The organism is Agarivorans sp. TSD2052 (genome assembly GCF_023238625.1).
Classification (GTDB): Bacteria; Pseudomonadota; Gammaproteobacteria; order Enterobacterales; family Celerinatantimonadaceae; genus Agarivorans.
In genome coordinates this window covers 2073264-2095967 of sequence record NZ_CP096670.1, presented here as the reverse complement: position 1 = coordinate 2095967, position 22704 = coordinate 2073264, and the positions used below count along the sequence as shown (strand labels likewise).

The 22704-nt window shown below is 42.3% G+C and carries 15 protein-coding genes; 6 read left to right on the top strand and 9 right to left on the bottom strand.

What is annotated here, in order from left to right:
- Positions 1–49: 49 nt before the first annotated feature.
- Positions 50–1276 (top strand): cyclic di-GMP phosphodiesterase, encoded by a 1227-nt coding sequence (locus tag M0C34_RS09450; protein ID WP_248715376.1) that lies wholly within the window; start codon positions 50–52, stop codon positions 1274–1276.
- A gap of 70 nt (positions 1277–1346) precedes the next feature.
- Here the strand turns inward: M0C34_RS09450 and M0C34_RS09445 are convergent, their stop codons facing one another.
- Complete coding sequence (locus M0C34_RS09445; protein WP_248715375.1) at positions 1347–4472, bottom strand: efflux RND transporter permease subunit; 3126 nt, start codon at positions 4470–4472, stop codon at positions 1347–1349.
- A gap of 10 nt (positions 4473–4482) precedes the next feature.
- Positions 4483–5643 (bottom strand): efflux RND transporter periplasmic adaptor subunit, encoded by a 1161-nt coding sequence (locus M0C34_RS09440; protein WP_248715374.1) that lies wholly within the window; start codon positions 5641–5643, stop codon positions 4483–4485.
- Positions 5644–5849: 206 nt separating this feature from the next.
- Between M0C34_RS09440 and M0C34_RS09435 the strand changes: the two genes are divergently transcribed.
- On the top strand, positions 5850–6353 hold the full coding sequence (locus M0C34_RS09435) for a DUF3087 family protein (protein WP_248715373.1): 504 nt from the start codon (positions 5850–5852) through the stop codon (positions 6351–6353).
- Here M0C34_RS09435 and M0C34_RS09430 read toward each other — a convergent pair.
- Entirely contained in the window at positions 6350–6964 is a 615-nt protein-coding gene (locus M0C34_RS09430) for a single-stranded DNA-binding protein (protein WP_248715372.1), read from the bottom strand. The genes M0C34_RS09435 and M0C34_RS09430 overlap by 4 nt on opposite strands.
- A gap of 55 nt (positions 6965–7019) precedes the next feature.
- On the opposite strand from M0C34_RS09430, the gene M0C34_RS09425 reads away from it, so the two are divergent.
- Entirely contained in the window at positions 7020–7751 is a 732-nt protein-coding gene (locus M0C34_RS09425) for a pseudouridine synthase (protein ID WP_371923122.1), read from the top strand.
- Here the strand turns inward: M0C34_RS09425 and M0C34_RS09420 are convergent.
- Positions 7738–9600: a sensor domain-containing diguanylate cyclase gene (locus M0C34_RS09420; protein WP_248715370.1), complete on the bottom strand. Its 1863-nt coding sequence runs from the start codon at positions 9598–9600 to the stop codon at positions 7738–7740. The two genes, M0C34_RS09425 and M0C34_RS09420, sit on opposite strands and share 14 nt — an antisense overlap.
- A gap of 175 nt (positions 9601–9775) precedes the next feature.
- Here M0C34_RS09420 and malZ point away from each other — a divergent pair, with 175 nt between their 5' ends.
- Entirely contained in the window at positions 9776–11608 is a 1833-nt protein-coding gene (gene malZ / locus M0C34_RS09415) for a maltodextrin glucosidase (RefSeq protein WP_248715369.1), read from the top strand.
- Between the two features lie 3 nt (positions 11609–11611).
- On the opposite strand, the gene M0C34_RS09410 is transcribed toward malZ, so the two are convergent.
- Positions 11612–13021, bottom strand: coding sequence for a DNA recombination protein RmuC (locus M0C34_RS09410; RefSeq protein WP_248715368.1), 1410 nt, complete (start codon positions 13019–13021; stop codon positions 11612–11614).
- A gap of 116 nt (positions 13022–13137) precedes the next feature.
- Between M0C34_RS09410 and M0C34_RS09405 the strand changes: the two genes are divergently transcribed.
- Positions 13138–13422, top strand: coding sequence for an HlyU family transcriptional regulator (locus M0C34_RS09405; protein ID WP_248715367.1), 285 nt, complete (start codon positions 13138–13140; stop codon positions 13420–13422).
- Positions 13423–13429: 7 nt separating this feature from the next.
- On the opposite strand, the gene M0C34_RS09400 is transcribed toward M0C34_RS09405, so the two are convergent.
- Positions 13430–14233, bottom strand: coding sequence for a response regulator (locus M0C34_RS09400; RefSeq protein ID WP_248715366.1), 804 nt, complete (start codon positions 14231–14233; stop codon positions 13430–13432).
- A 148-nt stretch (positions 14234–14381) separates the two neighbouring features.
- On the opposite strand from M0C34_RS09400, the gene M0C34_RS09395 reads away from it, so the two are divergent.
- Positions 14382–15239, top strand: a complete 858-nt coding sequence (locus tag M0C34_RS09395; RefSeq protein ID WP_248715365.1) for a tetratricopeptide repeat protein — start codon at positions 14382–14384, stop codon at positions 15237–15239.
- 57 nt (positions 15240–15296) lie between these two features.
- On the opposite strand, the gene M0C34_RS09390 is transcribed toward M0C34_RS09395, so the two are convergent.
- The 3 genes from M0C34_RS09390 to tamA form a co-directional block, all read right to left on the bottom strand.
- Entirely contained in the window at positions 15297–16667 is a 1371-nt protein-coding gene (locus tag M0C34_RS09390; RefSeq protein WP_248715364.1) for a glycoside-pentoside-hexuronide (GPH):cation symporter, read from the bottom strand.
- A gap of 465 nt (positions 16668–17132) precedes the next feature.
- Positions 17133–20912: an autotransporter assembly complex protein TamB gene (gene tamB / locus M0C34_RS09385; RefSeq protein ID WP_248715363.1), complete on the bottom strand. Its 3780-nt coding sequence runs from the start codon at positions 20910–20912 to the stop codon at positions 17133–17135.
- Entirely contained in the window at positions 20909–22603 is a 1695-nt protein-coding gene (gene tamA / locus M0C34_RS09380; RefSeq protein WP_248715362.1) for an autotransporter assembly complex protein TamA, read from the bottom strand. Before tamA ends, tamB begins: the two co-directional genes overlap by 4 nt.
- Between the last annotated feature and the right edge of the window lie 101 nt (positions 22604–22704).

Here is a 22704-nt window from a genome sequence, read left to right as displayed (position 1 = left end):
GACCAAGTAATTAACTACACTTATCAAAAGGAATTTACTAATTTGGCTTATGTCTAAAATCGAAATCCCCATCAATGCGCTAAAAGTAGGCCACTACATTTGTTTACCTATTGGCTGGACAGCTCATCCGTTCATGCGCAATAGCTTCAAGATAAAAAACACTGAACAACTCACCGTTATTAGATCTTTGGGCTTAGAGTCGATAACCGTTGTGCCGAATAAATCCAGTGTTGAGGTAGAACAGGTCGACACGACGAGCGTAGATAAAGCCCCCGAGATTGAAGTGCCGGTAGATAACGAGCAAGCTTGGTTAGATGAATTAAGACATAGCCAAAAACGCGCCAATAAAGGCTATTTACAAAGTGCCGACAAATTTAGAGAAGCCCTAGCCAAATTCACTAGTAAACCAGAAGAAGCTTACTATAGTATTTTTGAACAGGTAAATCACACGGTCCAATTAATGTTCAAATCTACCTCTGCTCACAGTGTCTTCCTCAGTCTTGAACCGAGTAGTAACGAAGATATTTTTTTCCACAGCATCAATGTAGCTGTACTGGCGGTGTTAGTGGCGAAAAGTAGTGGTTTTACAGAAAAGGAATGCCAATATCTATGTATAGCGGCAATGGTGCATGATATCGGTGAGCTTAAGGTTCCTCAGCAGATTAGAAGAAAGCCAAGCGCTTGGACCAAAGCAGAAGAAAACTTTTATCAAACACATCCAAACTTTAGTATCGATTTGATAAAAAAAGCGGGTTCTTTTCCAGATGAAATAATACCAATGGTAATGAACCACCATGAACGTTTAGATGGTAGTGGCTTCCCCAAAGGCTTGAAGGCCAACGCACTAGACAAATCAACGCAATTACTTTCTGTTGTAGACACTTTTGAACACCTTTGCTCCCCCTTACCCTCGCAAAAAAGTATGACGCCACAAGAAGCGTTCGCATTTTTGTATAAAAGCGCCACGACCAAATTTAATAAAATGTATTTGGAGCAACTAATGAAAACCCTTGGTATATACCCACCAGGATCATTAGTTAGCTTATCCAACAAAACGTACGGCATGGTGATGTCCAGCAACCCCAAAGAAAAACTAAAACCCAGAGTTTTACTGCTAGAAAACGGTAAAAGTTTTGATAATTCTAACTTGCTAGATCTGAGCAAGGTTGATACAAGCATAACTAAGACTGTCAGGTGGGAGGATATTCCTAGTTCCTTGACCAAAAACTTCGATGCTAAACTTCGTTGCTGTTACTTCTTTGACCCCGAGCAATAAACTAAAGGTTTGTTTGCCCATAAAAAAAGCCCGATAAATCGGGCTTTTTACATTTTATACCGATGGCAAATTACTTATCTTCAGCATCTTTAATGCCTTTAGCTTTTTCTCGTAAGCCCTGAAGCATGACATAAAATACCGGAACCAAACAGGTGCCCACAATGGTTGCAGCGATCATCCCGCCCATCACTGCGTAACCCAAGGATATGCGGCTCGCGGCACCAGCACCTGTAGCAATAACTAAAGGAATTACGCCTAAAATAAACGAAAATGCCGTCATTAATACCGCTCGGAAACGCAAACGAGCCGCTTTAACAGCAGCGTCACGAATACTCAATCCGCCTTCACGTAATTGTTTAGCGAACTCAACAATAAGAATCGCGTTTTTACAGGCTAAACCTATCAGTAACACCAGTCCAATTTGAGTATACAAATTGACATCTGAGCCCATTATCCAAATGTAGATAAATGCGCCTAATATCGCAATGGGTACGGCAAGCATAACCGAAATAGGCACTGTCCAGCTTTCATACTGGGCGACTAGGAATAGGTAAGTGAAGATAAGCGCTAAGCTAAAGATTAATGGCGCTAAGTTACCGGCTTTCAACTCTTGATAGGTTTGACCTGACCATTCATAGGTATACCCTGCTGGAAAAGTTGTTTCCGCTATGCGTTTTACCGCGTCAATCGCCTGCCCAGAACTAAAACCTGGTGCTGGGAACGCATTCATCTTAACCGCACCGTACAGGTTGAATTGGTTGATGTATTCAGGGCCCAGTTTAGGCTCTACCGTTACGAGGGTATTTAATGGCACCATCTCATCAAACTTATTACGAATATAGAAACGAGCAATATCTTGTTCTGAGTTTCTAAATTCAGTTTCAGCTTGCATATTCACACGGAACACTTTACCAAAACGGTTAAAGTCATTGACATACATTGACCCAAGCATGGTCTGCAAGGTCGTAAATATACTGCTAAGCTGTACCCCTTGTACTTTCGCTTTTTGGCGGTCTACATCAACGAATAACTGTGGTACATCAGCGCGGTAAGTACTAAACGCAGCGGCTAATTCAGGAGCTCCACCCGCTTCAACGGCAGTCGCTCTCATCACACCTGCCAAATCGGCTGGTGAGCGGCCTAAAGTATCTTGAATAAAGAACTCAACCCCAGACACTGTACCAACACCAGGTAAAGCCGGTAACGAGAAGCCTACTGCTTGGGCATCACCATAACTTGCTAACAAACCATTAGCGCGAAGTAATATCTGATCTTCTACCAGCGCTGGATCGGTACGTTCATCCCAATGAGACAAAATAACAACCATTAAGCCAGCATTAGATGAAACGGCTCCAGAAATAATCGAATAACCACTGGCCGAAATAACATTAGTTACCCCATCGAGTTTATTCAGATCATCTACCATTCGTGCGACAACATCTTTGGTACGGTTAATCGAAGCACCATTGGGAAGTTGAACATCGATGAAAAAGGCTTTTTTGTCTTCGGTAGGTACAAAGCCAGATGGCAATGAGGTTGCCAAGTAACCGGTCGCGCCAATCAATAAGACATAAACAACCCCAACTATCGACAGTTTTCTCACCATACCGGAAACGAAACCAGTGTATTTATTCGTTACCTTATCGAAGTTTTTATTGAAAAGTGCATGAAAACCTTTTTCATGCACTTTTGGAGTCTTAAGTAATGACGCACACAAGGCTGGGCTTAGAGTTAAGGCGTTTACCGACGAAATTAGTACCGAGATACAAATGGTAATTGAAAACTGCGCGTACATTTGGCCGGTAATACCGGGCATTACCGCGGTGGGTGCAAACACAGCTAACAATACCAACGTAGTAGCAACTACGGGTCCAGTAACCTCTTGCATTGATTTGGTGGTAGCGTCTACGGCATTCAAACCTTCGTCTTGCATTAATCGTGTGGTGTTTTCAACCACCACAATGGCGTCATCAACCACAATACCGATCGCAAGGATCAAGGCGAATAACGACACCGTATTAATGCTCATGCCAGTAGCAAGTAAGAATGCAAAGGTACCAATTAGAGAAACCGGTATAGCAATTGCTGGCACCAGAGTTTGTCTAAAATCTTGTAAAAAGATATAAACAACAAAAATAACCAGAGCTACTGCTATCAATAAAGTTTCAAGCATTTCGTCGATTGAAGTTTCTACAAATTCCGTAGTATCGTAGAGAATTTTGTAGTCCATATCTTCGGGAAACTGCTCACCTAAGCGGGTTATTTCATCACGAACCCCTTTCGCTACTTCGAGTGCATTTGCTCCACTAGCTTGATATATGAACAATAAAGCAGACGCTTTGTTGTCTAACATCGCTTCTGCATCGTAACTTGCAGCGCCTAACTCTACTCTTGATATATCCTTAAGGTAAACCGCGCTACCATCTGGGTTAGAGCGAATAATTATCTCTTCAAACTCTTCGGGATGACTCAATCGACCTTTAGTTGATAAGGTATATTGAAATTGTTGATCTCTCGGTACCGGCGCGGCACCAATACGACCAGCAGCTACTTGAATGTTTTGTTCCTGAATAGCCCCAATAGCATCATCAACAGTCACCCCTAAACTGGTCATTCGATCGGGATTTAGCCAGATCCGCATAGAGTAATCCATGCCACCAATAATACTCACTTTAGAGACGCCATTAACGCGCGCTAAGTTATCCTTAATGTTAATCCCCATGTAGTTATTGAGGAATAAGTTATCTAAGCTTTCATTAGGTGATACGAGGTTAAGCATCATCAAGATATTAGGATCTTGTTTTTCGACCTTGACCCCATTACGTTGTACTTCTGTAGGTAAACGCGGCATAGCCTGTTGCACACGGTTTTGCACGTTTACCTGAGCCATATCTACATTACTTCCCACTTCAAAAGTCACGTTGAGGGTATAACTACCATCGTTCGCGCCCTTTGACTCCATGTAGATCATGTTTTCAACGCCGTTTACTTCGGCTTCAATCACCTTTGCAACAGTATCGGCAACCACTTCAGCGCTAGCGCCGGGGTAGCTTGTCGTTACTGAAACCATTGGTGGAGATATATTGGGAAACTCCGCGACCGGCAGCACCGGGATCGACAAAAAACCAGCCAGTGTTATTACTATTGCAATAACAAAGGCAAACTTAGGTCGATGAATAAAAAACTTACTAATCATCACCGACTCCTTAAGATTGCGTATCAGAGAATGGTTGTATCGTATCCATTTCGTGTTCTACTTCAGCCCCTAAACGGGCTTTTTGTAGACCTTCAGTAATGATCAAGTCGCCTTTTTCAAGCCCTTTCTTCACTTCCCAGTCAATGCCATAGCGTTGGCCTAGTTCAACATTTTTACGTTTAACCATGTCGTCTTCCACAGTTAACACATAGCGACCTTGTTGGTCTTCTTGAACGGCTCGCTGAGGAATGAGCATTACTTCTTGTTTGTCTGGCGATTCAATAATCACTGTGACATATAAGCCCGGTACAATAATATGTTCTTTATTTGGAAACTCTGCTCGAATAGCTAAGGTACCAGTGGTGGCATCAACTCGGTTATCTACAAAGTCCATTCTCCCCGTTTCATCAAATATACTGCCATCAGGGAAGCGAATTTTGACCGGAAAATCGGCTAATTTAAATGGTGTAGTCACTGATTTATGCGCTCGCTGAGCTTCAATGATCACTTTTTCTGGTAGTTGGAAGTTAATCCACACTGGTTCCATTTGGACCAAGTTAGCTAATACTGTTTGTTCTGGCGTAATCAGGTCGCCAGTAAACACTGAAGCTCGGCTAATACGTCCGGTGAAAGGAGCGTAAATTTTTGTATAACCTAACTCTAATTTTGCATTGTCTAATTCAGCATTAGCGCTCTGCAAAGCAGCTTTAGTTTGCAACTGTTTTGACAGTAAATTGTCGTAGTCTGATTGACTAATAAAGTTGTCTTTAATGAGGCCTTCACCTCGTTTAAAGTTAAGAACTGCAGTGTCGTAGGCTGCTTTAGCTTGTGCAACAAAAGCCTGAGAAGAACGCACTGCTGCCTTGTATTGCTCAGGGTCCACTTCAAAGAGAAGATCGCCTTTTTCTACAATGCTACCCTCTTCTGCATTCATTGTAGACAGATTGCCTCTAATTCGAGATTTTAAAGCAATATCTTGGGTGGCTTGGCTACGGCCGACAAATTCGTTACTTGGAGTAACTTCTTCCATCGCCACTTCAAGTACTTTAACTTTAGCTTTAACTTCGGGAGCGGGAGGTGGTGCATTATCACAACCGCTTAACAACAATAGTGGAAGCAGTGTTATCCCTAATACTTTTGTTACGCGACTAACTGCTAATGTGCGTCTCATATACGATCCTTGTGTAAATTTTGAATACAGCAACTGTTGATAAGCATAGACGGTAACGCCCTACATGAAAACAGAAGGTTTCATTTTTGACTTTAATTTTTTGTATTTTTATGAAGACTAAACAATAGCTTACTCTTAACAAATATAGCATACAGAACAGTCACCAAATTTGGTACAATTAAGGCTTGTTTTTCAGGTTAAATACTATGCAGATTAAAACGATTGATAAACAGATTTACCAGACACGTTCTAGAAAAAGTTATCTAGGGATATCCGCAATATTGATTATTTCAAGCTTATTGTGGTCAACTATATTTATTGCACTGTTTTCGACTTCAGATGATAACTTTCGTTACAACTTATTGGGTGTAGTCACTGCGGTGATATGTTTAATTCCAATCATTACTTACTGTAAATCTAAGACGTGGTTTGCTGAAGTGATGTATGTTTGGCACTTAAAGCAAGAGCTCAACAAAATAAACAGAAAAATGGTTAAACTGCAAAAGGCTGCAAGCAAGGGTGAGGTTGAAGCACTAACAGCTATCAAGTTTAGTTATATCGGTAGCCGCCAAATATGGGAGCTAGACGACAACACATTGATGTTAAGTGAATTAAGCCTCGCAGAGCAAAAACTAGATGTCCTCATTGACAAGTTCAATGTCAGTATTGAACCCGCTCAATACCAATCAAACGACTTAATGAAATACTAAACGTTTAAATGTAAGCAAGTATGACCATCAATAAGAATCGGTGAAATAAGTCGGTCGTCAGAAAATGCTTTTTTTAATGCCCCCTCAACGACCAGTTTATCGCCTAACTCCGCCTGCTTAGCGACCAACTCAGCGGGATAAGCCCACAAATTACAGTTAACCAAATGCTGAGCATCGTTACTATCGGTGATTAACTGCAACTTTAGGTAGCTCTGATTATTAACGCTTTTTCTAAGCGAAGATTTGTTCGCTATTTCACCCACTAAGGTCACCTTATTCCAATACAAGACTGAAGGTGCCCCAACAAAGCTGAGTTGCTCTGCTTCTATAGCGCTGACTATTTTCCCGTTTGAGTCTTTTTGATTTTTCAAACGCCCCTTAAGCACAACACCATCACCTGCTTTTGCATAAGATTTTAAGCGTTCAGCTTGCTCACCACGAGCTGTAATCTGAAAGACTTCCACTTGCTCTTTACCGGTTGATTTAGTTTTCTTTTTAACCAACATTTCAAATTGAGTAATCGCTGTACCATCACTAAAATAGCGTAGGGTAATGTCTTTGGTCACTAGATTACCAAGTAACTCAATATTTGAACGACAAATTGCTTGCAAAAAACACTCTCCATATAGGCTTATAAAGGATTTGTTGTAGTTAGCTGTTAGCGTTATGATCAGCTTTTACTTCAAACTCTGGGCTATTATGAAATACCCATGTCGATTAGACAAATACCTTTCCAAAGCAAAATTAATTTCTCGTAGCGATGCCAAAAAGACCATCAAAAACAAAAGGGTCATGGTAAACCAAAAATCCGTAACGAGCACTCAGTTCGCGATACAAGAAATAGATAAAGTGTATTTGGACGAACAATTGCTGGACCTTCATGAACATGCTTATTATATGCTGCATAAACCCGCTGGATACTTAAGCACTGAAGAAGAAGCGGGTCACCCCAGTGCCTTATCATTGATTTTAGATGAAACACCAAAGCTTCATTCAGCTGGTCGTCTGGATATCGATACTACCGGATTATTGCTATTAACAAGCGACGGGCAATGGTCTCACAGAGTAAGCAGCCCCAACGCCAATAAATTTAAACAATATCGAGTTGAGCTCGCCGATGCTATTGATGACAGCGATTTAGCAAAACTACGTGAAGGTATTCTACTACGAGGCGAAGATAAACCCACTAAACCGGCAATAGTTAGGCGCGTAAATGAAACCCTCATCGATATTGAAATCAGTGAAGGTCGTTATCATCAAGTCAAACGCATGCTAGCAGCCGTGGGCAATAGAGTAGTCAGCTTACATCGCCAAATGATTGGTGAAATAACTTTAGATGAATCGTTACAACCAGGAGAATACCGACGGCTTTCAGCGCTAGAGGTCAGCTATTTTTAAGTTCAGAGCTATACAGTACAACCTGGTTTCGCCCACGCGCTTTAGCAGCATAAAGCGCGTCATCGGCCTGCTTGTATAGATTGGCAAAACTTTGCTCTTTATGGCTTTCAGTCACCCCAAAACTGCAGGTAAAACTCGGCTCTTTGCTAGTTGCCACAAATGCTAAGCGTAAACGTTCGGCCAAATTAAGCGCTTGCTGAGCATCGGTTTCTGGCAATAACATAATAAACTCTTCGCCGCCCCAACGCGCCAGCAAATCTGTATCTCGCTTTAAGTGATTAACTGTTTCGACTAAACGAATTAAACACTCGTCGCCCACATCGTGACCGTATTGGTCATTAAGCTGCTTAAAATGATCAACATCTAACATCAATATTGAAAACAGTGAGCCATTTCGTTCGCTCCTGCTTTGCTCCAAGTGAGTTGAATCTTCGAAATGCCGGCGATTTGCAGCCTTCGTTAAGGGGTCGGTGTTGGCTAATTTTTTTAGTTCATTCTCTAGGGATTTTTGTGCGCTGATATCAACGCTAGAACAAACAAAATTGTGTAATTGGTTTTGCCAATAAACTGCTGTTACCGTCAATTGCTGAATAGATGTTTTACCTTTTAATCCTTCTACTTTAATTTCGCCAGACCAACTACCTTGCTCGCTAGCCAGCAACATAATTTGCTTAAAATCGGGTTCGCTATGGCCAAAATCGGTTAAATATTTCCCTAGCATTTGCGTTTTTGGTACGCCAACTAATTGCGAAAAATAACGATTAGTTTGTAACACGATACCTTCAGTGTTTGTAATGACTTGGGAAAACTCCCCCTCAAAGGCTGCTTCTCTTAGGGCATTCAATTCTTCAATTATCGCCTTCTCTCGGCGAATAACATCCGTTAAATACGCCCCAATAAAACAACTGAGTATTGCTACACAAAATACAATCGCGATAAATACCAACCAATAGCGATTGCTTTCTGCCAAATCTTCATAGGATATGTACAAGTATGTAAGATTGGGTTGCTTATCTGCTGATTGAATACGCTTAACAAACATCAGCCCCGTTCCCACATCAAAAGGAGCTTGCTCACCGTCAAACATATCACTGGCAAAAAATCGTTGAATAGAAAAATAGTTAAAACGCCCCACTAAGGCCATGAGTTTTTGCCTAGTGTCTTGACTATAATCACCTTCAACAATGACGCCTTCGTCGGTAAGAATAATTGCTCGTTCCACTAAGCGAGGCCTGCCCACAAAGTGAACAGTTTCATTAATAGAGGCTTGATCATATTCATTGACCATCCAGCCGGTCAGTTTCGACCATTTATCAAAAACAGGGGTGTAGATTAAATAAAGTTGATTTTCACTGAAATAGTCATTGATGACTTTACTAGAAATTTGGCCTTCGTTACGCCAACCGACACCTTTAAAGTAACTAATCACCGCAGGGTTTACTTTCGCTCCCCACTTCACTTTATGTCCCGAGTTATATTGATTCAGGGCTAAATCTACCCGTCCATCCCGATGGATATAATAGAAGTTCCCTTCCAAGTTAATATCTTTAGCTATGCGCTGCCATTCGGTTGCCAATGTCACTAAGGTTAACTCAGACTCATTGTTGACGTAATTGAGTAAACCTAAGGTTCGAGTCAACAAAGAAAGCCGCTGAGATAAGAGGCTAACAAGGTGTTTGTTGGCGGTACTAAAGCCGGTAAAAGATAGCTCAATTTCTTCTACTATTTGCTGCTTTACGGTTTGGAATCGATGATAAACTACGGCAGAAAACAGCAAAACCACCAATAGCGTCCATATCGATGCTCTTTGTTTCCAAGATATAGTTTTTTTAAAAAATCGTGATTTCAAATGATCTCTTTTATAGATTATTTTTATTACTGGTTATTATTAAACATTTACGCGTGTTTTTCTCTACTTAAGTGATAAAGCCCCACGAGCAAATCTATAATGGCAATTTCTCTTTTCATACTTGAAAGCATAACAGCAGAAAAGGATACTAGAGAAAAAACTATAAGGTAAATAAATGACTGATTTTCGCTTCCACCCTCAAAGTCAGCTTATTCAGCAGCAAGACAGCTATCAAGTCACCCTTTACACCGCGATAAACCATCCTTATCAAAAAATATTTGTTCGGGTGGAACCCGATCACGAAGAGTGGCTTATCGAGCTTAAAAAACCCATAGTTGAAGGGAATTGGTTAAAGTGGCAAGCAACGATCCCAATCAGCCCTCACAGTCCATTAACCCTTTACTGCTTCAAGTTTCTACTGAACGACAGACAAATCTATTTACATGCAGCGGGAGAATCATCTCGTCTTCCGCAAAAGCACTATCACTTTCGCATCAATACTCTTGATAAACCGCCAGCCTGGGTGAAACAACAAGTTTTTTATCAAATATTCCCTGAGCGCTTTGCAAACGGTGACCCAAGCTTAACTCCCAATGACCAAAGCTATAGCTATCACCGGGATGGCAGGAAAGTACTGCAAAAACAATGGGGGGAGCCAGTTGCTCAATCGCACTCAGGAACCGGTGCCACCGAGTTTTATGGTGGTGACTTAATCGGCATCGAACAAAAGCTTGATTACTTAGAGCAGCTCGGCATTACCGCCTTGTATCTAAATCCGATTTTCTGTTCGCCTAGCAATCACAAATATGACTGCAGCAACTACTTCAAAGTAGAGCCCCACTTTGGAGGAGACCAAGCCTTAATTAGCTTATCCAGTAAGATGAAACAACGTGGTATGAAGCTAATGTTAGACGCCGTGGTTAACCACACGTCCAACCAACACCATTGGATGGATTTCTACCAGCAAGGCAAAGGTGGTGCCTACCATAATCAAGATTCTTTGTTTCGAGATTGGTATCATTTTGACAATCACGGAAACTACTGGTCTTGGAAAGGTGTAGAAACCTTACCTAAACTCAATTTTGCCAATACCGAAGTACAACAAGCTATATACTCTGGCCCACAATCGGTATTGAAATATTGGCTTAAGCCGCCCTTCTCTATTGATGCATGGCGTTTTGATGTTATTCACATGCTTGGTGAGCATAACAGCGCTCAACATAATGCCCATTACGTTGCAGAATTTAGAAAATCGATTAAAGAAGTGAATACAGAAGCCTATATGATTGGCGAACACTTTGCCGAAGCTAGCCAATGGTTGCAAGGCGATCAAGAAGACGCGGCCATGAACTACTATGGCTTTAATCAGCCGGTGGTGGCTTTTTTGGCTAAGGTAGACGTTCCCCGTTACGTTCCAGTAAAACTGAACGCCAGTGACTTTGCTAACTGGTTGGCCGAAGCACGTGGCTCAATCCCCTTTGCGAATCAACTTGCCCAATACAACTTACTTGATAGCCACGATACGCCTAGATTCACCCACTTGGTCCAAGAGAATCAACAGCTGGCGATGGTGGCCGCGACTCTGTTGTTAACTTATATTGGCGTGCCGTCTATTTACTATGGTGACGAAGTGGGCTTAACAGGCGCTAACGACCCGGATTGTCGCCGTTGTTTCCCATGGGATGAGCAGCAATGGGACCAGCAGGTATTGCAACACTATCAAGCGTTAATCAAACTGCGCAAACAACGTAAAGAACTACAAGAAGGCGATCTTATTAGTTTACTTGAGCTTGAAGATGTTTGGGTGTTTCAACGCTGGTTGCCCGAGCAAAACAGCCTGGTAGTGATTAACCGAGGCGAGGCGCAAAGCATCTCTATAGACCTGAGTGCCGCGCAGTATTCACATCGTTATACTCAGCTCCACACTGGCAAGCAAATAACAGTAGAGCAGCAACAGCTTATACTCTCGTTGCCCGCCCATTCATCAATGGTACTAAGCAGTCATTAAGCACTAGTCTTGCTGCTGGCTATCGGCTAGCAGCTTGGCTTCCAATGATTTGCTTGAACTGACTTGTAAATCCTTTAACAACTGTGCTTGCCTAACTAAATTACCTTTACCGGTACTTAGTTTGCTCATGGCATGTTGATAACTGTCGTTAGAACGCTGTAATTGCTGGCCGTGGTTTTGGAGATCTTCAGTGAAAGCTACAAACTTATCAAATAACTTACCAGCGCGTTGGGCGATCACCTGAGCATTTTGTTGTTGATGTTCGCTGCGCCAGAGGTTTTGAATAGTACGTAACGCCACCATTAGGCTGCTAGGGCTTACCAGCAAAATATTCAATTCAACCGCAAATTTCACTAAGCTAGGATCTTGTTCCAAGGCACTTAGATATGCACCTTCTATAGGCACAAACAACAATACATAATCCAAAGATTGTAGCTGATAAAGCGTATGGTAATCTTTTTTACTCAAACCAATGATCTGACTTCTTAAGCTTTTTGCATGTTCTTTTAAAGCACTTTGTTGGACCTCTTGCTGATCACTATTGTAATAGCGTTCATAGGCAACCAGATTGACTTTAGAATCAACAATGACAGCTCTGTCGTCGGGTAATTTCACCACCACATCAGGCTTAATGGTTTTACCATGCTGATTGACACCAACTACTTGAGTTTGATATTCGTGCCCCTCTCTCAAGCCTGAAGATTGAAGGATTTGCTCAAGAATTAACTCTCCCCAGTCTCCCTGCTGCTTGTTATCGCCTTTTAACGCTTTAGTTAACTTTACAGCATCATCGCTCATTTGTTGATTGAGTTGTTGTAATGTGACTATCTGATCTTTCAGTGAATGGCGTTGCTTAGCCTCATTCTCGTAACTGTTCTGAATCTGTTGCTTAAAGCCATCCAACTGTTGCTTTAAAGGCTGTAACACTGATTCGATACTCAGCTTACTTTGTTGCTGAAGCTCTACCCCCTTCTCCGAGAAAATACGATTAGCTAACAGTTCAAATTGAGCATTTACCCGCTCTTCACTTTTTTCCAGATAAGTAATGCGCTCTTGCAAAGTGAGGTCCTTTTGCTGCAATAAGGCGCAGCGCTGTTGCTCACGTTGTAACAGCTGTTGGCTAGTATCGAACTGTTCCTTCACTGTGGTTAAATTCTCGAGTTCGTTGCGTAATTCAGCATTACTAATGAGCTGATCTTGTAAACGTTGCTGCAGCGCATCAGCGTTTAATTTCAACTGTTCTTGCTCAAGGAGTTGTTGTTCAATATTTTGCTTTAACAAGTCAGTTTGTTTACTGGTAGTGCCAGTGTTTATACGATTTACCACTAACAATAATAAAACAAGAAACAATAAAAATAAGGTAACCAAAAGGCTAATTTGACTAAATTGAGAAGAAATAATCTCTAAGTTCACAGTAATACCATTGCGGTTGTGGTGATTTGCTCGTTATGATGCATCATACCGTAAACAGCCGACTAAGCGCGTAGCTGTTTAGCATGTTTTAGCTTAATTTTAGGAAAATCATCAACATGAGTATCTTTTCAGCTTTTAAGAAATTATTTGAATCAGAGCCAGCTAAAGCCAAAAGCTACCCTGAAGAACAATATAGCGACTTTACTATTGCGCCTAGCCCTCAATCAGCAAATGGCCAGTACCGAGTAGCGGCAGTAATCAGTAAAACTATCGATGGCGAGTTGAGAGAACATACGTTTATTCGTTCAGACACCTGCGCTAGCTCAGACGATGCCGCCGAGCTAGCGTTGCATAAGTGTAAAACCTTTATCGATCAGATGGGTGATCAAATATTTGAGTAAACCCAGGCTATTTTTCGACTTCAAATAACCGCGTAAGCACCTGTTTTACTGCGTCAATATCAAAAGGCTTGTCTACCAAAGCGGAAACACCGCTTTGCCGAACCCCATCTAATTTGGCGCAGTTATTTTCTGAAGTTACCATTAAGGCTGGAATGTCACAAAACTTAGGATGTTGCCTCAGTGCTTCGATTAAAGCGGCCCCATCCATCACCGGCATATTGTAATCAGTGATCACCAAGTCAACCTGATTGCTTTCTAATATCGTTAAGGCTTCTTGCCCATGTTCGGCCACTAATAAGTTAATCAGTCCGATATTTTCCAAGACCTTCGAAATATGGCGACGAGCAGTTTGGCTATCGTCTACCACGAGTATGGTTTTGTCGGAGATATCAATATTATTGATCACTTCACTATCAGGTTCGATATAACTAATCGTTGCCTGTAATGCGGCTAACAAATGGGTGAATTCAAAGGGCTTGGGTAACATCGCAATCACCCCCGCTTGCTTAATTGCATCTAAAGTATGGTGGCATGCTTCGCTAGAGATCAACATAAAGGCAACATCGCGGCTAAGATTATTGGCACGTAGTTGTTGAACCAGATCGGTGGCTGTACCGTCCGAAAAATACATTGAACTAACCACTAAGTCAGGGGCAGTTTTTAACGCTATTTCTAGCGCTTGTTGGCAATTTTCTGCCAACAAAAAGTTATCAACACCCGCTTCGTGTAAACGCGTTCGAATGATGTTGCGCTGCATATTTGAGGGTTCGACCAACAAAATGGTTAAATCAGCTAAGGATAAAGAGTCCATAAAATCCAATTAAAGCTAGCAATAATTCGCCTTATATTACCCCTTTAAACTCACCTTTTTTACCGCTATTTTGTTAATCTTCGACATTGACTTGAAAAACATGCATTTAGTCACCAAATTAAGACTAAACAATATAATGGAAAACACTATGCAGCCCACTACATCTGTTATCGATATTAGCTTTGAAAATGCCCAACAGGTATTAATTGAAGGCTCATTTAATCAACCTGTAGTCGTACAGTTTTGGTCACCCGCTAGCCCCCAGTGTGAGCCTTTATTTGGACTGTTACAGCAAATCCACCAGCAAACCGGTGAAAGCTTTGTCTTGGCTAAGCTTAATATGGATGAGTTGGCCCAACTTGCACAGCAACTAGGAGTAGCACAGGCTCCTGCGGTAGTCATTCTAAAGGAAGGCAGACCTGTAGATGGGTTTACCGACATCCCCTCTCCAGAAGTGATTGCAGAAACCATCGTTCGTCATTTACCCGCTCCAGAAGAACAATTGCTAGCCAAAGCTAAAGCTTTACTTGAGGCCGACCAGTCAGCAGAAGCGCTTAGCGTCATAAGAGAAGCGCACCAATTGGCTCCGCAACGCAACGATATCATTTTGGTGCTTATTCAAGCTTTATTAAATAATCAACATGCCGAAGAAGCAGAAACACTGCTAAATGCCTTACCTTTAGAAGACCAACAAGCTGATTTTCACGAACTAAAAAGCCAGTTAGAACTCTTAAAGGCTGCCGCAGAAAGCCCAGAGATACAAGCCTTAGAAGCCAGGTTAGCCACCAGTGAAGACTCTGCTGAGCTACGCTTAAATTTAGCCATTCAATATTCTCAAGCAGGTAGAAACCAAGAGGCTTTAGAGTTGTTGTTCGCTATCCTACAAAAAGACCTTGAATCAGTAGACGGGAAAATTAAGAAAAACTTCCTCGATATACTTGCTACCTTGAATGGTGACCCGCTTTCATCACAATTTAGACGAAAGTACTTTAGTTTGCTTTATTAGGCCTGTAAGGGGTGAGAGCAAGCCAATATCAGACGATACTGGCTTGTTTTGCATGACTTAAACCGCTTCAGCAACGAGCTCGCTATCGGTTTTATTTGATGTTGTTTTTATCAGTTTTAGTTTATCTGCATCTAAACGGTAATAGTGCATAATAAACACCAACGAAACAAAAAATAGCCCAGGCAGTAATGTATACAACATGTTTATCCACGTTATTGCTTGGCTAGACTGTGACTCTGCTCCACCAACATATCCTGCACCAGCAAGACTCCAACCGACCAAAGCGCCACCAATAGCAATACCCGCTTTTATTGCAAACAAGTTAGTTGAAAAAACCATGCCACTTAAAGAGCGACCACTGCGCGATTTTTCATAATCAACCACATCACTCATCATGCTCCACAATATCGGTGTTGTGCTCATTTGCACCACACTCAACACGATCATCACAGTAAATATCAGTAAAATATTGCTAGGCTCTATGAAAAACATCAAGCCAGAAAGAAGCCCTGACACGCCAATCAAGACTTTGTAAGTCTTAGCTTTATCAAAACGACCTATCACCGGCGCTGAGGCCATAGCACCCACAATGTTGGCTAGCATACCAGCTACCATCATCCAGGTCGCTAAATCGGGACGGCCCATTACACTATTTACGTAGTACATGGTGGACGCAGCTTTTAACACAACCCCGGTCAACAACACGATATTAAGTATAAACAGCACTCGCCATTGGGTATTTTCCCATAATAGTTTTATGTCACCAAATGCAGAATTTTTTTGGCTTTGATTAACTTCGGTTGTGATGTGCTCTTTGGTATTAGCAAAACAATAGAAGAATAACACCATTGCTCCGATGCCCATTATTACCATTGCGCCCAAGTAGCCTTTTTGTTCATCACCTTGGCCAATATATTTCACTAAAGGTAGAGCGACGAGTGCCACTACCAATCCGCCCGCAGTGCTTAAGGCAAAACGATAAGATTGCAGAGAAACACGTTGTTTTGGGTCATCGGTCATAGCATTCGCCATGGCGCAATAAGGAACGTTTATTGCGGTATACATTAAAGTGAGCAAAATGTATGAGCAGTAAGCATATATAATTTTCCCCGTCGTTCCCAAGTCAGGGGTATAGAAAGTAATCATACACGCGACGCCAAAGGGGACTGCCATCCACAGTATATAAGGGCGAAATTGTCCGTGTTTGGTTCTCGTTCTATCAACTAACGACCCCATTAACGGATCGGTAATCGCATCAATAAACCTTACCAAGAGAAACATGGTTCCCATGTGAACCGGTGATAAACCATATACATCAGTGTAGTAATACGCTAAAAAAAGCATGACCGTTTGCCATACAAAATTACACCCTGTATCTCCTAATCCGTATGCTACTTTTTCTTTAACCGTTAAATGAACATTGCCCATGAAACTCTCCGCTGCAATTAGTATTTTATCTATTCGCATTGTTAATTACGCTTCACCAGCAAACCATTATGTTATAAAAATGAGTCTTTGCGTTATTTTATAAGTGATAGGTCGATCTATGCATTGCATTTATTCTTTTAGCAAGTTGCGCAATGTTTAATCGAAAATCATTTGTAAAGGCTAAGGCGCATCGGCCTTTTTGGGTTTGAGAAGAGCAGCAATCTGTACTTATAGGGTCAGTGAACAACGTGCGTAAGGCTGACAAGCGTCATCATTGGCTGGTGCACTATTCTATGGCGGTTGTTTGAATGAGGCCGGTGATGGTGACAACAAAATTTAGAACACGCTGCATGTAACACCGTTGACTCGCAGCTTTAAAGCCACGAAACCACGAAGCGACGAAGCGACGAAGCGACGAAGCGACGAAGCGACGAAGCGACGAAGCGACGAAGCGACGAAGCCACTTCAGTCTAGATAAAACTCGTAGTAAACATCTAATGCGCTATTTATACCAGAGAACGCTTCGATAAATAGCTTTGGTAATATCTCATATTTCACGGTTAGCTCATTGACTGGGTCAAACACCCCCATTCCGTAACGAACTTCAACCCCAGGCAATACATAAGCGCTCACCTCTACTTGGGTAGAGCTACCTGAGCCAGCCGTACTCAATGCCAAGTCACTTAGCCCCAAGCTACTTCCCACGTTGCCGACAATGCCGCCTGCGCGATTTATTCCAGCGCTGAGTAGCATTGATGAAAGCGCGTTATTGTCTTGCTCGGTGTCGCTCAACGCTCGGCCTCTTAGTAAATAGGATAACATTTCGTTTTGCGACATAGAGGGATCGGAAAATAAGGTTACTTGTGGAGCATCGGCTAAACCAATCACTTTTACCCCAACAGTAACGCTGTCAGAAATGGTGTTCGGATTACGAATCGCTTCAAAGTCTAAATAGGGCTGTTCTAGAGGACCGGTAAACATTATCCAGCCTTTTTCAATCACCAAATTTTGGCCGTAAGCATTAAATTCACCGTCTATGAGCTCAATTCGACCGTTCGCCCGCAATGGTTCTAACGGTTGTTGTTTTAGGTTTAATTCTCCTTTTAACTTGGTATCTAAACCTAATGCTTCTAGAGTGATAACTTCAGCAAGGGTGACGGTTAAATCTATTTTGGTGCGCTGTAGCGATACGGTTTCCGTTTGTTCTTCAATCACAATCGCATCTGCAGACTCTGAGATGGCAGATTCTGGTAAGGATTTAACTTTTATAGCGCCCTCTTCAACGGCGATAATGCCGCTGACATCGATAAGCCTATCAGAAAAGACTACGGTTACATCGGGTGATACCGCCAAACTTGCATAGGGATCGACGCTAATCGGTAACAGTTTGGCATTGATATTTAACTCGCCAAGTAGTTGGTTATCTGGCCAGCTGAATTCACCCTTCCAATATGCTGATTTACCTTCACTATTAAACCCACCGTTTAAACTCGCTACTTGGTTATCAAAATTAAGCTCGGTGTGCAGCTGATCGATGCTAAGAGGCACATCGGGGCCCGATACTCGCCCATCAGTAAGCTTTATCTCTCCACGTAATTGCGGCGCTTGTAGTTTACCGTTAACTATAACCGTTCCGTCTATTTCACCGCTTAAGTCATCTAAGGCATTGATAAAGGGTAATAACGGCGATAGCTGAAGCTTATCCAGTTGTAACTGACCACTAATGCCCCCACTTTTATCTAAGGATGCTTTACCAGCAGAACGTAAGGCGCCAAGTTGTTCCGATTCAAATAATGCTTGCCAGTGGATATTCTCTTGCTTAATTTGAGCGTTTAACTCTACGGTTTGATAGTTGAGAGTGAGAGCGTTAGTTTCCGTCTTTTGGGATATTGAGCCAGGTGTGAGGCTAAGTTGCAGATTGCCCGTTTGTGGTAACCAATTCTTCAATTTCGCATTAATTACCGCTGAAGCTTGTCCTTCAACAGTATATTCAGTGGGCATAAAGGTATTAAAAATGGCAAAATCGAACCGCTCAACCTTAAGCGCCACTTTACTCTCCCCATCACTAGAGAACGGCGACAGTAAACAAATTTTACTGTTATCTCTTGACCAACAATGGCTGCCAATAGTGGCCACAGAGTTGGCATACTGTAAATCGATAGGGTTAGATAAATAATAGGTACCCAATTCAGCAGTGAGCTCCGCATTTGCGAGTTGCCCTTGCCATTGAGAAAGGTTCCCCTCGCCTTTCAATGAAAGCTCTGCCTCGCGTTGATCTTGTTCTGCTTTAAGACGTAAACCTTGTTGGTTATTGTTACTTGTATAAGCAAGGCTCGCGGCATTTATCGTTTCACCAGCCACAGCCAAACGTTCAAGAGCTAGATCTATGTCTCCGCTAAAGCCTTCGTCTAGCGTTAACTGCCCTTTTGTCATGAGCTTAGCAAGCGATAACTGTTGATTGACAACATTTTCGCTATTAATTTCCCAAGAAAACACTGGCATAGCGAGTGGGCCGGATATTTCAATATCAGCAGCAACCGTGCCCTCTGTCAGCCAAGGCAATTCTGCTAGATTGTCGGCTTGTAAGCGCGCACTAAGCGCTAACTGGTCTTCATTCACAGCGGCTTCTGCCATCAGCATGGTGTTAGCGAGTTTAAGCTTAACTTTTGCATTATTGGTTTGTTGGTCAATATTACCTTGACCAGTAATATCAGCTGTTAAGGGAAGTCCTAACCATTCGCCGGTTAAATCTGCTTTATGCAAATGCCATAGCTTTTCATCGAGAGCAGCCTGAATGACACCATCTAGATTAGGTAATGCGTTTTCCTTACCTAAATCAACCCAATGGCTAAGCTGTAGGTTATCTAAATCAATCGATAACTCTGCTTTTAAGCTTGGTTGCCATTGAGCGCTCCCCTTAATATTGAAGCCGCCTACAGCTTCTTGAGTATCTGCGTATTGGTTAGATGGCGGCTCGCTTTCCTCTAGGGTTTCTGATTGTGGGCTTATAAGCTTATTTTTTAATAGTTCTCCTTGGATAGCTAGCTGGCTAAGCTGAGATAGATCACCACTCAACTGGGCGTTTAACCACAGGTCTTGTAAGCCAGCTAAATCACTATATAGCTGTAATTGGTAACCCGACAAATCGCCGTTAGCATCCATGGTCAGCGAGTCGATTGATAATTGTTCGGGTAATAACTCAAAACTTTGCGTGAGTTCTGCACTAAAATCAAAAGGAAGGTTGGTTTCCATCCAAGCGGCATTTAGTGCTACCTGACTAGCTAGCAAACCTTCACTACTCAGCTCTGCAGACAAGCCTTCGCCATCGCCAGAAAGTTGAAAACTTAAGGCCAACGGCTGCTGCTCTACTTGCATTTCCCATCGCCCCTTTAACTGAGACGGATATAGCTTTTGAAAACCTTGAGTGCCTGCTAACTGTAAATATCCCCAGGGTGTGCTTGCCTCAAGCTTGCGCAACTCTAGATAAGAGAAATCCAATTTTCCGCGTAGGTTTATTGAAGGAAAATTTAACACTTGCGTAGTCAGATCAACAGCGCCTTTTTGTAGTTGCAAATCATCGACGATGACTTGATAAGGCATGCTTACGTCGGGTAGTTCAACAACAAAAGGCAATATGCTTTGAGCTGAGCTGGCTTGTTTTTGCGGCTGTGAAGTCGAGTCCTCTATGGGTGGCATGGTGAAAAGCCAATCATCGAGATGTAGGTAATCAACTGAAATAGTCGATTTTTGCCAGTTAGCTTGAGCTTGTATGGCCTGCCAAGAAATTAGCATACCATCAACATTAATTTTGGCCGAGCTCACCGCTAATCGGTTTACAACAAATGGGAACGGTGGTGTCCAAGGGCTGTCGTTTGATTCAGTGCTCTCTGCTTGTTCAGGCTCAGTTGATGCTGCGCTCATTGCCGCTGTATCCACCTTCACGATCAGTGCACTACTTAGCAATTTATCGACACAGAGCTTCGTTTGGCTGATACATAACCAGTCTAGCGCGAATTCTAGCTTGTTTAGCTCTACATATAGCCCTGCTTGCTGCCAAATTACTTGTTGAGCACTGATCCCTTGGTACAGATTACCGTCAGCTTCGCTAATGGTTAAGCCATCAACCAAAGTGCTAGCTTTAGCTAAAATCCATTGGGTCGCGCCGCTAGATGATAAGGCCAGCACTAAACAAAATAACAAAGCACTTACCAACAGTAATAAGTACTTGATGGTTTTAAACATCATAAATCTGGCCCCAATGAAAAATGCACTCGCCAGGGATCGGATTCATTTTGGAATCCTTTTGCTACATCTATTCTTAACGGACCAATTAAAGTAAGCCAACGGATCCCCATGCCAGCCCCGATCGATACCGGTTCAGAGAAATCATTAGTAGCCGTACCCGCATCAACAAATGTTGCCCAACGCCACTTTTCGGCAAACTGGTAATTGTATTCAATACTGCCCACCGTCATGTATTTACCACCAATTAGCTGCCCATCGTCGTTTGTGGGACTGATAGTTTTATAATCGTAGCCTCGTATGCTTTGGTCACCACCGGCAAAGAAACGCATTGACGCAGGTACATCGGTAATTTCATCAACTATTATCGCTCCGACATCAGCGCGAAGCAGCACCCTGTGGTTCTGGTAAGAGCGTAACCATTTACCCAACGTGGCTAGACGCAACATTTCTACATCAGAGCCCCAATAGGGATGGCCAACTTCTACGCTTGCCTGAAGGTTATCTCCCCAATAGGGGTCTAAGCCCCCCCGGCTTCGAAGACGCGCAAAGTTTGCCCCCGGTAAAACTAAATCGGTAATAGAATACTGATCTGCTTGGCGGTATTTCTCATGCTGCCACTTTAAAAAGAGTGAAGGCTTCCAATCATTAGGTAGTAACCATTGCCGCGTGGTAGAGAGTACGGTTTTTTCACTTTCGGTATCGTTATTATCTTCTCGAATATAACCCGCTTGTACATCGACATAATCATCTACCGGGTTATCCATAGGAATTCGATAAACAAATAGCGCACTTTGTTTGGGTTCTGCGGCTTCTATTTCAAAGCTTACACTATGGCCGCTATCATTTACCCAGGGTCTATTCCACTTTAACCGGACACGGGGGCCTATATCAGTGGTTACCCCTCCACCCACTTCAAAGGTATCCCTTGGTTTTAATTGCAGCCCGACCAGCAAATCGATTTGACCATCGTGGCGATTTTCTAAGTCGGGTCGCACCGAAATAGCTTTAAAATAATCGGTTTCACCTAGGCGTTGGTTAAATTCGCCGACGTCTTGAGAATCGTACCGATCGTTTGTATTGAATTCGGCCAAATTGGCAAATATATCTCGTGGAAGATTAGGGTTAGTGAAAACAATATCGCCAAAACGATAACGTTTACCAGAATCATAATGTAGATAAACATCTGCTGTATTGGTCTTGATACTGATTTTCACTTCGGCTTGTTGGTAACTCGCATCAAAGTAACCATAGCGAGCGGCTAAGCGATTAAATTCAGATTTTAAACCATCATAAGCAGCGTGAGAAAAGGGTTTCCCTTCTGCTAAGCCACTTTTTGTGACCGCGCTGTTGAAACGAGTATCTCTGGTGGCTTCACCAGAAAACTGAAACTCTATCTTGCCAACATTGAGTCGTTCACCAAGCTCAACATTCACCAAGTAGCCCTTTTTGTCTTGTTCAGTAATGGTGATCTTGCTTTGATAGTAACCAAGCGCACGTAAAGCCTTTTTTGTTTGCTCGCTACTGGCACTAATAATTCGTCTAGCACTGCTATTTTCAGGAAAAGTTTGCGCTTCTAAATAAACCTTTACATTGTCTTTGGTTTCACCCGATAAGCCCTGGTAATCAAAGTCTATGGCAATTACCGAAGTGGTAAATAAAACAAGCAACATCGGCCAAAAGCGTAAAAACAATGGTTACTTTCCCAATCAAAATTCCGTTAATAGCTAAGTTTAAAGCTTTTTTTGCAGTTTAAAACTACTTATCTAGGTAAGCTGGACTAAATTAGTCGAAA